This is a genomic window from Pararhizobium sp. DWP3-4 (assembly GCF_049898205.1).
In the GTDB taxonomy this organism is placed as follows: domain Bacteria; phylum Pseudomonadota; class Alphaproteobacteria; order Rhizobiales; family Rhizobiaceae; genus Pararhizobium.
The window spans coordinates 291,908-304,909 of the sequence record NZ_JAFCXF010000008.1 but is presented as its reverse complement, the minus strand read 5'-3'; the positions used below and the strand labels follow the sequence as shown (position 1 = coordinate 304,909).

Genomic DNA, 13,002 nt, shown 5'->3' with positions numbered 1-13,002 from the left:
CGGCGGACGGAGACCCTTGCTCTCCCACGGGCTTGGTGTCCCAAAGGTGCGACGGTCTTCCATCCGCCACCGCAACTGGCATTACAGCGCCAAATGCGGAAGAAGGGAAGTTACAAAGGGAGAAGAGACAGAAAGCGCCCAAAAACCGTTCCGCTTTCGTCAACGATGCACTATGTCATGGACCACGACACAACGGAGCCGATATGCCCGCCAAGCCAACACAACAGGATCAATTGCGCGCCAAACCAGGCCGCAAGGCCAGCGAAAACGCCGTCCCCTCCTCCGTGCAGGTGTTGGATCGCAGTCTGAAACTGCTCGATCTTGTCGCCAGCGCCGATGGCGCCGCGCTGACCGACCTGTCGGATCAGTCCGGCATGGCGCCGTCCACCGTCCACCGGCTGCTGACATCGCTTGCTAATCACGGCATGGTCACCCACGATACCGAGACCGGCGCCTGGACGATCGGGCTGAAAGCCTTCGAGATCGGCAATGCCTTCCTGCGCTTCCGCAAGCTCGGCACGATCAGCCGCCCGTTCCTGAAACAGCTGATGGAACATTCCGGCGAAACCGCCAATATCGGCATCGAGGACGGTGGCGATGTCGTCTTCATCTCGCAGGTCGAAAGCCACGCCCCGATGCGCGCCTTCTTTCGTCCCGGCCGCCGTGGCCCGATCCACGCGTCGGGCATCGGCAAGGCCATCCTGTCGACGTGGGACAACGCTGCCATCGAACGCCTGCTGACGCCCCGCCCGCTTGCCTGCTTCACCGAAAAAACCCGGGATACCCTGCCCAAGCTTTTGACCGATATCGAAACCATCCGTGCGCGCGGCTGGTCGATCGACGACGAGGAGCACACACTCGGCATGCGCTGCCTCGCCGCGCCGATCTTCAACGAATATGGCGAGGCCATCGCCGGGATTTCGGTGTCAGGCCCGGCGGTCAGGCTCCCGGACGCGACGCTGGCCGCGCTTGGACCTGTGGTAGAGGCCGCAGCCGAGGGGGTGACGCAGGCGATGGGCGGCCGGCGGGGCGTCAGCCCATAAAGGCACGCCCAAGCCAGCTAACGTGTCGCTCCCGGTATTAATGGCCGGGATGCAGGGCGTCGTTCAGATACATGCAGGTCAGCATGGTGAAGACATAGGCCTGGATGACCGACATCAGCATTTCCAGCGCCGTCAGGGCAACGGTCATCGCCAGCGGCAGGATGGCGCCGATGACCCCCAGCGTGCCAAGATCGGTCATCGACGCCACGAACCCCGCAAACACCTTCAGCGTAATATGTCCGGCCAGCATCACCGCGAACAGGCGGACGGAATGGCTGATCGGCCGCGACATGTAGGAAATCACCTCGATGGGGATGATGATCGGCGCCAGCACCATCGGAATCCCGGCGGGCATGAACAGCCGGAAAAAACCCAACCCGTGCTTCACCAATCCATAAATCGTCACTGTCCCGAACACGATCATCGCCAGCGCGAAGGTAACGATGATGTGGCTGGTGACCGTGAAGGCGAAGGGAAACATCCCGATCAGGTTGGCGACCAGGATGAACATGAACAGCGAGAACACCAGGGGGAAAAACCGCATGCCCTCTTTCCCGGCATTCTCGCGCAGGGTTTTGCCAACGAATTCGAACAGAAGTTCCGACACCGATTGCCAGCGGCCGGGCACGAGGCTCCGCTTTGCCGTGCCGATCAGAAGCAGGCCGGCTGCCAAGGCGACCGTCAGAACCATGTATGCGGAGGAATTGGTGAAGCTCAGATCGACGCCACCCGCTGTCAGTTCCAGAAGCGGCTTGATTTCGAATTGTTCAATAGGACCGGCCATCGGTTATCCTTGAAAAGAGATCGCGATCACGCGCAGGTCGGCACGCCGGCTCAAGGGCGCAAAGACACGCGCGACGGGATCGCGGGACTGAATGATGAAAGCGAGGGAGAGGGTTTCACGGGCGGCTCCTGCTCTCACGGGTGAGATGCGGAGCCGTCCCCAGGGTGGTCGAGGCGCAGGTCGTCCTGCACGAAATCCTGATATCCACATCCTGCGGCGATTGCAAGCCGCCGCAGGCAGGCACGGTTCAACGGGTGAAAAGCATCAGAGCAAACACCGCAAACACCATCAGATGCAGCAGTCCCTGGGTGATCGACGTCCGGCGCCCCAGATAGGTCATTACCGTCAATCCCACGGTTAACCCGAACAACACGGTCTCGGTCGGCGATATCCCGAAGACCACGGTTTTGCCGGTTACCAGGCCGACCGCCAGCACGGCGGGAACGGTAAGCCCGACCGTCGACACGAAGGCCCCGAGGCAAAGGTTGATCGCCCGCTGCGTTTCGTTGTTCAGCGCTGCCTTCACGGCCGTGATCGATTCGGGGGTGAATACGATGATCGCGATCAGCACGCCGCCGACAGCAACGGGCGCACCGGCGATGGCCACGCCATAGTCGATGACCACGGCAAGGTCATGGGCGAGCAGAACGATCGGCACCATCAAAGCCAGCAGGATGACGGTGTGAACCAGAAGCTTGCGCCTGCCGGCACCGCTCCGTGCTGGCGAAGGCCCGGCCGAGGCATCGGGGGTTTCCCTGCGGATCGACATTTCGCCCGCGGGCGGCTGCATGAAATGTGTTCTGTACCGCCCCATCTGCAGAGCGAGGAACGCGCCGTACAGTGCCGCCGTGAGCAAGCCGATCGCGATGGCCTGCGATGGCCGGAAGGTGCCGTTGCCCGTCGTCAGCGTGTTCGGAAGAATGAGCGCGACGCCGGCCAAAACCAGGGTCATGGAAATGAAGGCAAGGGCACCCTGCGCATTATACTCCTGCTCGCCATGACGGAACGCACCGGCAACCAGGCAGAGGCCGGTGACGAGGTTCATGATGATCATCATGACAGCGAAGATCGAATCCCTGGCGATGGTCGGCGCCTCGTTGGGGCCAAGCATGACGGCGGCAATGAGAATGACTTCGATCGACACGATGGACAGCGTCAGGATGAGCGTTCCATACGGCTCGCCGAGCTCGTGCGCCAGATGGTCGGCCTCGCGCACGACACCGAACGAACCGAGCAGGATGGTGCCGAACAGCGCGGCGAAACAGGCGATGGCCACCCAGACCGTCATCGGCTGGGATAGCCAGGTGGATCCTTTCCACAGGAACAGGATGACGACCAGCCAGGCGATGGCGAGTTTCAAATAAGGGCTATGGATCAGGCTAGGGGAAGATTTCGGCAACAAGACTTGTGAACCTCACAAGGGGCCGTCCCCGATGGTTAGGATCGCGGCACGGTCGTCCGTGCCGGGCTTTCGCGAAGCATATGGATTTTTCTAACAATCTACTGTGGCGCTGTCCAGTCGCGATGGAGTTGGGGCACGGCGCTGGCCAAGCTGGGCACCGCAATACCCCTCAGTCACCGGCAGCCGGTTCCGTATTAGTTCCGTGCCACCCACGCGTGCCAGTCGGCTTCGCTGCCACGGAACACGTTGAGATCGATCCTGCCCTCGACGCCATGTGAAAGACCGGAGCCGGAATATTGCCAGAACAGCCACTTGCGGCCCGGATAGACCTGCGACGGGTGTGCTGCCACCGAGCGCAGCCAGAACGGATAGTCCTTGAATTCGCCGGTCAGGTTGTCACGGTAGAAATCCGGTGCGGTGTAAATCACCGGACGCTTGCCGTAGTGGCGCTCCAGCTTGTCCATGAACACCTGCATCTTCTCGATCGCCTTGGCCCGCGACAGGCGGTACTTGCAGCTGGATTCGCCGTTATATTCGACGTCGATCACCGGCGGCAGCGCATCGGGATCGCGCGGCACGTTGCGGATGAACCAGTCGGCCTGTTCGCCGGCCGTGCGGCACCAGTAGAAGAAATGATAGGCGCCGCGCTTCAGTCCGGCATCCTTTGCCCGCTTCCAGTTCGTCCTGAACATCGGATCGAGATGGTCGCCGCCGTCGGTCGCCTTGATATAGGCGAAGTTCGCCCCTTGCGTACGCAGTTTCGCCCAGTCCATTTCGCCCTGCCAGCGTGACACGTCGACGCCATGTACCGCGAGCTTGCGCGGCGAAGCCTTGCCGAAATTGATCGGATGCGCATCGCGGAACTGGTGGCCGTAGATTTGCCCACGCCGGGTGCGCGAAGCGCCGCTTGTCGGGTTTTCCGGCATGATCATTGCGACCGGGCGTTCAGCCGGAACAGCCATGCCTTCGGTCACGGATTCGAATGCCTGCGACTGCGGAACCTGACGCGCCCAGGCCAGTTGCTCGGGATGACTTTCGGCCTGCGCAATCAGCGCGCCGACATCGGCCGCAGGCACTGGCCCCGGCACGACGGAACTGGTCGTCTCCTTCGACGGCAATCCCGCCACCAGGCTTTCCGGCCCGGAACTCGATGTGCAGCCTGCCATAAACAGGCCGGCAAGAAGGATCGCTGGAACAGCCACAAAACGCATAGGAACCCGTACGCAAAACAAACAAACAGGCGGCACCCGCCCCCACTGCCTTCAATTCCTAACGGATAATTACCAACAAAGATTGAATCCGATCTTTCTTACATACGGAGGTGATGCGGCAGACACGTCAGCAGGGGATTTGTCTCCGAAATCTGGTCAGTCCGGCCGCGACGGCCTCGCACTGGCAGCCGTTCGTCCGCCGCTCATCAAAAAAATTTCACCCCCGCAAATCCCCGCCCGCAAAACCCGTGCCATACTTCTTCCCGTCCCATCACGGATACACCGGAAAGCGTTGCCGGCGAGGTGGGGCCGGTGCCGGATGGTTTGGCGAAACGCGCGCAAAATCCCCGGGGCTGCGTGAAAGGCGGTTCTCCTCCGGTTCGTGAAAGCGGGCCGGGCGTGCCGGGTGGTCACACCGTCCTTGGGCGGTCCAGGGCTAAACCCCGCCTCATTGAAAAGCCCAGCGGATAAGCGGCCGGGCTGGGGCATTGGAGGCTTTCCTGTCAGAGAGGAAAGCGCAGAAGAACCTGAGAAGCGCGGCAAAAGACACTGAACGGGGCGCCGGAAGGCGTCATATAAACTTACTATCCTGCGGCACTTTCCAGCGCCCCGGCCAAGTGACTGAAAGCAAGCAAAACCCCCGGCGGATTTTCCGGGCGTGGCTTGAGGTGTTGAAGGACCGCGATCTCCCTCTTCTCCCCCGCAGGGAGAAGGTGGCCCGCAGGGCCGGATGAAGGGGGCGAAGCCACGTGAAGCCGAAAATCCGGGGAAACTGAAAAAGAAAAAGTTGAGAAAACACAACAATGAAAGGCCTCCCCTCCCCGCCGGGGAGAAGAGGGATTTCCACCTCCCCCTTGAGGGGGGAGGTCGCGACGCAGTCGCGGGTGGGGGTGACCACCACGAGCACCATAGCCTATTGCATATGCCGCAAATCACCCCACCCCGGAGCTTCGCTCCGACCCTCCCCTCAAGGGGAGGGTAACACCTTCACGCCGGCTCCAGTGTCCTGGCCGAAACACCGGCCTTGCGCGTCTTCATCGGTTTGCCTGCCACATAGACCTCGGCCACACAACGGTCGTCGCCCATCGTCTGCAGGATGAACAGCTCCTCGACCAGCGATTTCGCCGTGCGCATCCGCAGTTCCATCGCCGATTTGCCGCTCGAATCGAGCACGACGATGTCGGCATCAGCGCCCACATGCAGCGAGCCGATGCGGTTCTCGAGCCCCAGCGCCCGGGCATTGCCGAGTGTCATGCGATAGAAGGAATTGAGCGGCGACAGGCGCTGGCCCTGCAGGTGCAGCACCTTGTAGGCCTCATCCATCGTCTCCAGCATCGAGAAGCTGGTACCCGCCCCGACATCGGTTGCCACCGACCAGCGGGCGCCGCGGCGGTCGAACCTGTCGCGGTCGAACAGGCCGGAGCCGAGGAAGAGGTTGGAGGTCGGGCAGAATACGCCGACAGCGCCGGTCTCGGCCAGCACCGAAATCTCCCGGTCGCTGAGATAGATGCAGTGCCCGAGCAGCGTCTTGTCCGTCAAAAGATCGTAGCGGGCATAGATGTCGGTATAATCCTTGGCATCGGGATAAAGCGAGGTGGCAAAGGCGATCTCGTCCTTGTTTTCCGACAGATGCGTCTGCACGTAGCAATCGCGATGCTCGGCGACCAAAGCCTGGCTCATCTCCATCTGCTCCGGTGTCGAGGTGATGGCGAAGCGCGGGCTGATCGCATACTGCGCCCGGCCCCTGCCATGCCATTTGTTAATCAGCCGCTTGGTCTCGTCATAACCCTGTTGAGGCGTGTCGCGCAGTGCATCCGGCGCATTGCGGTCCATCATCACCTTTCCGCCAACCATCAGCATGCCGCGCTGTTCGGCCGCCGTGAAATAGGCGTCGACGCTCTGCGGATGTACCGAACAATAGGCAACCGCCGTCGTCGTGCCGTTCGACAGAAGCTCGTCCATGAACCGTCCGGCGATGAAAGCCGCATGTTCCGGCTCGGCGAATTTCTGCTCCTCGACGAAGATGTAGGTGTTCAGCCATTCGAGCAGCTGCGCGCCATAGGACGCGATCGCCTGGGTCTGCGGGAAATGCAGATGCGTATCGATCAGCCCGGGCAGGATCAGGTGCGGCCGGTGATCGGCCACTGCGACGCCAGGGCCGGCAACCTTGCTGATTTCGGCATGATCGCCGACAGCAGCGATCTTGCCACCGCGCACCAGAACCGCGCCATCGTCCACGGTCAGATAGGATGCGGTATCATCGATACCCTGGGGCTCAGCGATAAAGGTCAGCACGCGTCCACGGATCAGGAGTTCGCTCATTGGGTTTTTCCTCCGTTCACAACTGTCTCGTACCAGGCGACCAAAAGCTTGCGCTCGTCATCGGTCACGGCCGTCACGTTGGCAGGCGGCATCGCGTGCGACCGCCCGGCCTGCAGGTAGATTTCCCGCGCATGGTTGGCGATCTGGGCATCGCTCTCCAGCACCACGCCCTTCGGCGGCTTGATCATACCCTCCCAGCCCGGCTCCTGGGCATGGCACATGGAACAGCGGCCAAGGATGGTGTCGCGCACCTTCGGAAAGGCTTCTGCGGTCACGAAAGGCTGCATCGCCGCCGAAACCTTTTCCGGCTTGCCGGTCAGGATTTTGGGCACGGTCGACAGCCACATGATGACGATGAACAGAAGCACGGTGGCCAGCCAGGTCCAGGTCGGGTTGCCAGTGTTGGCGTGGCGGGTGTTGAAATAGTGCCGGATGGTGACGCCCATCAGGAACACCAGCGAGGCGATGATCCAGTTGAACTGGGTACCGAAGGCCAGCGGATAATGATTCGACAGCATCAGGAACAGCACGGGCAGCGTCAAATAGTTGTTGTGCGTCGAGCGCTGCTTGGCGATCCGGCCGTATTTCGCATCCGGCGTGCGGCCGGCGATCAGGTCGGCGACGACGATACGCTGGTTCGGCATGATGATGAAGAACACGTTGGCCGACATGATCGTCGCCGTGAAGGCGCCGAGATGCAGGAATGCGGCGCGGCCGGTGAACAGCTGTGTATAACCCCAGGCAACCGCGACCAGGATGAAGTACAGCGCCATCATCAGCCGCGTATTGTCATTGCCGAAGCGCGATTTGCACAGCAGGTCGTAGATGATCCAGCCGAAGGCGAGCGAGGCCAGCGATATGACGATGGCAACGGGCTTGGAAACATCCAGCACGTTCGGATCGATCAGGTAGAGATCGGCGCCGGCATAATAGACGAGTGCGAGCATGCCGAAGCCGGAAAGCCAGGTGACGTAGCTTTCCCATTTGAACCAGATCAGGTGTTCCGGCATGTTGGACGGCGCCACCAGGTATTTCTGGATGTGATAGAAGCCGCCCCCATGCACCTGCCATTCCTCGCCGTAAGCACCGGCGGGAAGATCCGGACGCTTGCGCAGGCCAAGGTCGAGCGCGACGAAATAGAACGACGAGCCGATCCAGGCGATGGCGGTAATGACGTGCAGCCAGCGGACGGCGAAGGTCAGCCAGTCCCAGGCAATGGCGTATTCGTACATAAGGGCCTCCCTCTTTGGGAGACTTCTGCCACTGGACGATTCCAACCGAAATGCCGGTTAATCACCAACACTTTCAAAAAAATCTATAAGATCACCCCCGCTGTGGTCGGTTGCCGCCTGTGGTAGAAGGGTGTCATGTCCTATCTCGACAATATCCGTGTCTTCGTCCGCGTCGTTGAACTCGGCACGCTTTCCTCCGCCGGCCGCGACCAGCGGGTGACCCCTGCCGTCGCCAGCAATCGTATCAAGGAGCTGGAAAAACACCTCGGCGTGCGACTGTTCAACCGCACGACGCGAAAACTGTCGCCGACCGAACATGGACGGGTGTTCTACCTCGGTGCCGTCAAGATCATCGAGGCCGTCAACGAGGCGGAAAGCGCCATCGCCGATCTCTCGCACAATCCGAAAGGGTCGCTGAGGATCACAGCCCCGCTCGGCATCGGCCGCCGCCTGATCGCCTCTGGCATTCCGGAATTCCACGATAAGTATCCGGATATCGAGGTGCGCGTGCGCCTCTCCGACCACAATGTCGATATTTTGAGCGAGGGCGTCGATGTCGCCTTCAAGCTCGGCGTTCTCGAAGATTCCAACCTGCGCATGCGCGGCATCCTCAACTGCCAGCGCGTCGTCTGCGCGGCGCCCGGCTATCTGGCAAAGCGCGGCACTCCGGAAACGCCGGACGCCCTGATCGACGACAAACACGACTGTCTGCTGTTGCGCTATCCCGGCTCGAAGGAATATTACTGGACCCTGCAGACGCCGGACGGCATTCGCAAACTGGAAATCGGCGGCCCCTACGATTCCGACGATGGCGATGTCCTGACACAATGGGCGCTGGAAGGCCGGGGCATCATCAACAAGCCGTTGTTCGAGGTGAAAGCATACCTCAATGACGGCACGCTGGTCGAAATCCTCAAAGACACCCCGCCCGCCAGCGTCCAGCTCGCGGCGATCTACCCGCACAAGCGTTTTCAGGATCCAAAAGTCCGGCTGATGATCGATTTCATGGCCGAACGCTGTCAGCGGATGATCGGCAAGATGCTGGAGTGAGAAGGGAAGCAGTCGACCCAATTGAATATGTCGTAAAAAATAGTATATCTTATGGTAAATATACTAGGTGGAGATGCCGATGGCATATGCTCTCATGACCAGCGCCGACTTCAACCAAAACCCCAGCAAGGCAAAGAAAGCCGCGAACGAAGGTCCGCTCGTCATCACAGAGCATGGGGAAGCGAGCTATGTTCTTGTCCGATATAGCGATTTCGAAAATAACTGGAAAAAGTCCAGAAGCCTGTATGATGCCTTACGTCACAAGGATTCCCGGTTCGATGATGATTTCACTCCCGAACGCGTAAGTTTCGAGGGGCGGGACGTCGAATTCTGATGACATTTCTGCTCGATACGGACGCGCTATCTGCGTCTCGCAGACCCCATCTTCAAGCCAGAGAGTACCAAGATTTTCTCCGAGCATTCGATATAGGTACGGCATATATTTCCACGGTCTCAATCATGGAAATCGAGTTCGGTATAGAACGCGAACGAGGTCGTAATCGTGATTTCGCGGATGATCTGACCCTCTGGTTGACGACGGTTGTTATCCCGGAATTCACAGATAGGATTTTGTCTTTCGATAGGCGCGCGGCCTCGATCGCCGGCCGATTGCCGACACCGCATAAAAAACCGAATGCGGATGCCATGATTGCGGCAACCGCGCTTGCCAATGATCTGGTCATCGTTACGCGCAATCTATCGGATTTTCAGCCGCTGGGTGTGACGTGCCTCAACCCTTGGCACGGCCTGTGAGTAGATAGGTGGATCAGACTTTGGCGGAAAACGCTTGCTGCCTCGTCTGCACTCCTGCCAACGCCGCCGTCATGATTTCCGCAGCCGCCAGAGCGGCAATCACCGCAGGCCGCTTGTCCTTCACCCCCGTCCCACCAATCGGGCAGATCAGGCGGTCGAAAATTTCGGGACGGCCGATTTCGCGGGAGAGCCAGTTCTTGAACGTCGCACGCTTTGTCTTCGAGCCGATCATGCCGACATAGGCGGCATCGTCGCGGCGCAGCGCTTCGGCGGTGATGAGAAAATCAAGCGCATGGTCATGGGTGAGAATGACGAAGGAACTGCCCGCCGGGGCGTCGCGGACCAAGGCTTCCGGCATCGCCGTCAGGCAGGTTTCGATACCCGGCACACTGGAGGCGGAGAGTTCGTGCTCCCGGGTATCGACAAGGATGATCCTCAGCGGCACCAGCGAAAGCGCCATCGCCAAAGCATCGCCGACATGGCCGGCGCCAAAAACATAGACATGCGGACGCGAGGCCATTTCGCGATCGCTGCGGGCAGCCAGAAACATGGCGAGTTCAGTGTTCATGTTCGTGAACGAAAGCCCGACCCGGCCGCCACAGCACTGGCCGATTTCCGGACCGAGCGGAACATGCATGGCTTCAGCCGGACGCCCTTGTCGTAGAGCCCACCGCGCATGGTCGATCGCCATATATTCCAGCTGCCCGCCGCCGACCGTTCCGAAGATGCAATCGGCCGACACCAGCATCCAGGCATCGGTATCGCGCGGTGTCGAACCGGCAGCCCCCGTCACCTCGACGAACACGCAGTCCGGCTCGCGGTGCAGGAATTCCCTGATGTCTTCACGTTTGGCAGACATGCCGTTTACCCGTTCTTTGCCGCGCGGCGCAGCCGCTCGATGGCGAGCAATACCCGTTCCGGCGTTGCTGGCGCATCTATGCGCGGTGCGATACGATACTCCGCAACGCTCGCCGCCGCCATGGAGATTGCTTCGAGCACCGAGATCGGCAGCATGAAGGGCGGCTCGCCGACGGCCTTGGAGCGGCGGATCGTTTCCTCCCGATTGACCGACCATTCGGCGAGCTTGACGTTGAAGATGCGCGGCCGGTCGGAGGCGAGCGGGATCTTGTAGGTCGATGGTGCATGGGTGCGCAGCCGGCCCTTGGCATCCCACCACAGCTCCTCCGTCGTCAGCCAACCCATACCCTGCACAAAAGCACCCTCGACTTGGCCGATATCCAGCGCCGGGTTGAGCGACTTGCCGACATCATGCAGCACATCGGTGCGATCGACCTGATACTCGCCGGTCAGCGTATCGACGCTGACCTCGGAGCAGGCAGCGCCGTAGGCATAGTAGAAAAAGGGGCGTCCCCGTCCCTCGGACCGGTTCCAATGGATTTTTGGCGTCTTGTAGAAACCCGCAGCCGACAGCTGGATGCGTGATCCATAGGCGATCTTGATAAAATCGGAAAAGGCGATGCGCTCGGCACCGACGCGGATCGTGTTCGGCTCGAAGGCGATATCGTTTTCGCTGACGCCCCAGCGCTCGGCCGCAAAGGTGACCAGCCGCGCCTTGATCTGCTGGGCGGCATTGGCAGCCGCCATACCGTTAAGATCGGTGCCGGATGAGGCTGCGGTCGCCGACGTGTTCGGCACCTTGCCGGTCGTCGTCGCCGTCACCTTGATCCGGTTGAGATCGACCTGGAATTCGTCCGCCACAACCTGGGCAATCTTGGTGTAGAGCCCCTGCCCCATTTCCGTTCCGCCATGGTTGAGATGGATCGACCCGTCGGCATAGACATGCACCAGCGCGCCGGCCTGATTGTATTCCGTCTTGGTGAAAGAGATGCCGAACTTCACCGGCGTCAGCGCGATGCCGCGCTTGATCACGCTGCTCTTACCGTTGAAGGCCAGTACGTCCTCACGCCGCGCCGCATAATCGCAGGATGTTTCGAGCTCCTCAATGATCCGGCCGATGATGTTGTCTTCGACAGTCTGGTGATACGGCGTCAGGTTGCGCCCCTCGCCGCCGTAGAAATTCAGCTTGCGGATTTCGAGCGGATCCTTGCCGAGCGCATAGGCCACGTCCTCGATCATCCGCTCGCCGCCGACCATGCCCTGCGGGCCGCCGAAGCCGCGAAAGGCGGTGTTCGAAACTGTGTTGGTCTTCAGCGGCCGCGAGCGCAGCCGGACATGCGGATAGAAGTAGCAATTGTCGGCATGGAACAGCGCGCGGTCGGTGACCGGGCCGGAAAGATCCGCCGAGAAGCCGCAGCGGGCCGAGAAGGTGGCGTCCACAGCCTCGATCCGGCCATCGTCGTCGAAGCCGACCTTGTAGCCGACGTGGAAATCATGGCGCTTGCCGGTCGCCGTCATGTCATCGTCGCGGTCGGGGCGGATCTTGACGGCACGGTGATATTTCTTCGCTGCGAGCGCTGCGACGGCAGCAAACAGATTGGCCTGCGTTTCCTTGCCGCCGAAGGCACCGCCCATGCGGCGCACATTGATGGTCACGGCATTGGAGGCGACGCCCAGCACCTGGCCGACCATGTGCTGGGTTTCACTCGGATGCTGGGTCGAAGAGTAGAGCAAAATTTCGTCGTCTTCGCCGGGAATGGCAAAGGAGATATGGCCTTCGAGATAGAAATGGTCCTGCCCGCCGATGCGCATCTCGCCTTCGAGGATGTTCTTCGCCTTGGCGAAACCGGCAGCGATATCGCCACGCTCCAGCTTCAGCGGATCGATGACCAGCGGATAGTTGGCGGCGGCGGCCTCCAGAACGTCGGTGACATGCGGCAGGTCGCGATACTCTATCTTGACCTGGGCAGCAGCACGACGGGCCTCGTCGCGGGTTTCGGCGATGACGGCGAAGATCGGCTGGCCGTGGAACTCGACCTTGCCGGTCGCAAACACCGGGTCGTCATGCTTGTGCGCCGGGCTGACATCATTCTCGCCGGGAATATCGTCGGCGGTAAGGACGCCGATCACGCCGGGTGCGGATTTCACGGCGTCGAAATCGATCGACAGAATTTCGGCATGAGCGCGCTGCGACAGGCCGAGATAGGCGTGCAGGGTGCCGGCGGGTTCCGGAATATCGTCGATATATTCGGCCGTTCCCGTCACATGCTTGTGGCCGGATTCGTGGCGTTCGTTTTCGTGGACGCCGCCGCGGATGCGGTCGATGGGCTGCATGACGTTCATGGTC

At 60.9% G+C, this 13,002-nt stretch carries 11 protein-coding genes; 4 read left to right on the top strand and 7 right to left on the bottom strand.

All coding sequences use genetic code 11. From position 1 onward, the window contains the following. Positions 1-203 precede the first annotated feature (203 nt). Positions 204-1,043 carry an IclR family transcriptional regulator gene (locus ACP7E6_RS21515; protein WP_426231752.1) on the top strand — a complete coding sequence of 280 codons (840 nt, stop codon included), beginning with the start codon at positions 204-206 and terminating at the stop codon, positions 1,041-1,043. A gap of 37 nt (positions 1,044-1,080) precedes the next feature. Here the strand turns inward: ACP7E6_RS21515 and ACP7E6_RS21510 are convergent, their stop codons facing one another. The 5 genes from ACP7E6_RS21510 to ACP7E6_RS21490 all read right to left on the bottom strand — a co-directional run bounded on the left by ACP7E6_RS21510 (position 1,081) and on the right by ACP7E6_RS21490 (position 7,994). Next, complete coding sequence (locus ACP7E6_RS21510; RefSeq protein WP_426231751.1) at positions 1,081-1,827, bottom strand: F0F1 ATP synthase subunit A; 747 nt, start codon at positions 1,825-1,827, stop codon at positions 1,081-1,083. Positions 1,828-2,074: 247 nt separating this feature from the next. After that, the gene (locus tag ACP7E6_RS21505) at positions 2,075-3,229 is read right to left on the bottom strand and encodes a calcium:proton antiporter (RefSeq protein ID WP_426231750.1); all 1,155 of its coding nucleotides are present in this window, start codon (positions 3,227-3,229) and stop codon (positions 2,075-2,077) included. A 194-nt stretch (positions 3,230-3,423) separates the two neighbouring features. Continuing rightward, positions 3,424-4,440: a glycoside hydrolase family 25 protein gene (locus tag ACP7E6_RS21500; RefSeq protein ID WP_426231749.1), complete on the bottom strand. Its 1,017-nt coding sequence runs from the start codon at positions 4,438-4,440 to the stop codon at positions 3,424-3,426. A 987-nt stretch (positions 4,441-5,427) separates the two neighbouring features. After that, positions 5,428-6,762, bottom strand: a complete 1,335-nt coding sequence (gene guaD / locus ACP7E6_RS21495) for a guanine deaminase (RefSeq protein ID WP_426231748.1) — start codon at positions 6,760-6,762, stop codon at positions 5,428-5,430. Further along, positions 6,759-7,994: a urate hydroxylase PuuD gene (locus ACP7E6_RS21490; RefSeq protein ID WP_426231747.1), complete on the bottom strand. Its 1,236-nt coding sequence runs from the start codon at positions 7,992-7,994 to the stop codon at positions 6,759-6,761. Before ACP7E6_RS21490 ends, guaD begins: the two co-directional genes overlap by 4 nt. Positions 7,995-8,129: 135 nt before the next feature. On the opposite strand from ACP7E6_RS21490, the gene ACP7E6_RS21485 reads away from it, so the two are divergent. From ACP7E6_RS21485 to ACP7E6_RS21475, 3 genes are all read left to right on the top strand, one after another. Next, a complete protein-coding gene (locus ACP7E6_RS21485; protein ID WP_426231746.1) occupies positions 8,130-9,044 on the top strand; it encodes a LysR substrate-binding domain-containing protein in 915 nt (304 codons plus the stop codon). A gap of 79 nt (positions 9,045-9,123) precedes the next feature. Beyond that, entirely contained in the window at positions 9,124-9,378 is a 255-nt protein-coding gene (locus ACP7E6_RS21480) for a type II toxin-antitoxin system Phd/YefM family antitoxin (protein WP_426231745.1), read from the top strand. After that, complete coding sequence (locus ACP7E6_RS21475; RefSeq protein WP_426231744.1) at positions 9,378-9,797, top strand: type II toxin-antitoxin system VapC family toxin; 420 nt, start codon at positions 9,378-9,380, stop codon at positions 9,795-9,797. The genes ACP7E6_RS21480 and ACP7E6_RS21475 overlap by 1 nt, the downstream gene beginning before the upstream one ends. A 13-nt stretch (positions 9,798-9,810) precedes the next feature. On the opposite strand, the gene xdhC is transcribed toward ACP7E6_RS21475, so the two are convergent. Further along, positions 9,811-10,656 carry a xanthine dehydrogenase accessory protein XdhC gene (gene xdhC / locus ACP7E6_RS21470; RefSeq protein ID WP_426231743.1) on the bottom strand — a complete coding sequence of 282 codons (846 nt, stop codon included), beginning with the start codon at positions 10,654-10,656 and terminating at the stop codon, positions 9,811-9,813. 5 nt (positions 10,657-10,661) lie between these two features. After that, positions 10,662-12,998, bottom strand: coding sequence for a xanthine dehydrogenase molybdopterin binding subunit (xdhB, locus tag ACP7E6_RS21465; protein ID WP_426231742.1), 2,337 nt, complete (start codon positions 12,996-12,998; stop codon positions 10,662-10,664). Between the last annotated feature and the right edge of the window lie 4 nt (positions 12,999-13,002).

Excerpts from the sequence above, each read along its gene's own strand:
- xdhC (WP_426231743.1), bottom strand. The coding sequence starts at position 10,656 with ATGTCTGCCAAACGTGAAGACATCAGGGAATTCCTGCACCGCGAGCCG.
- ACP7E6_RS21510 (WP_426231751.1), bottom strand. The coding sequence starts at position 1,827 with ATGGCCGGTCCTATTGAACAATTCGAAATCAAGCCGCTTCTGGAACTG.
- ACP7E6_RS21485 (WP_426231746.1), top strand. The coding sequence starts at position 8,130 with ATGTCCTATCTCGACAATATCCGTGTCTTCGTCCGCGTCGTTGAACTC.
- ACP7E6_RS21500 (WP_426231749.1), bottom strand. The coding sequence starts at position 4,440 with ATGCGTTTTGTGGCTGTTCCAGCGATCCTTCTTGCCGGCCTGTTTATG.
- guaD (WP_426231748.1), bottom strand. The coding sequence starts at position 6,762 with ATGAGCGAACTCCTGATCCGTGGACGCGTGCTGACCTTTATCGCTGAG.
- ACP7E6_RS21475 (WP_426231744.1), top strand. The coding sequence starts at position 9,378 with ATGACATTTCTGCTCGATACGGACGCGCTATCTGCGTCTCGCAGACCC.
- xdhB (WP_426231742.1), bottom strand. The coding sequence starts at position 12,998 with ATGAACGTCATGCAGCCCATCGACCGCATCCGCGGCGGCGTCCACGAA.
- ACP7E6_RS21515 (WP_426231752.1), top strand. The coding sequence starts at position 204 with ATGCCCGCCAAGCCAACACAACAGGATCAATTGCGCGCCAAACCAGGC.
- ACP7E6_RS21490 (WP_426231747.1), bottom strand. The coding sequence starts at position 7,994 with ATGTACGAATACGCCATTGCCTGGGACTGGCTGACCTTCGCCGTCCGC.
- ACP7E6_RS21480 (WP_426231745.1), top strand. The coding sequence starts at position 9,124 with ATGGCATATGCTCTCATGACCAGCGCCGACTTCAACCAAAACCCCAGC.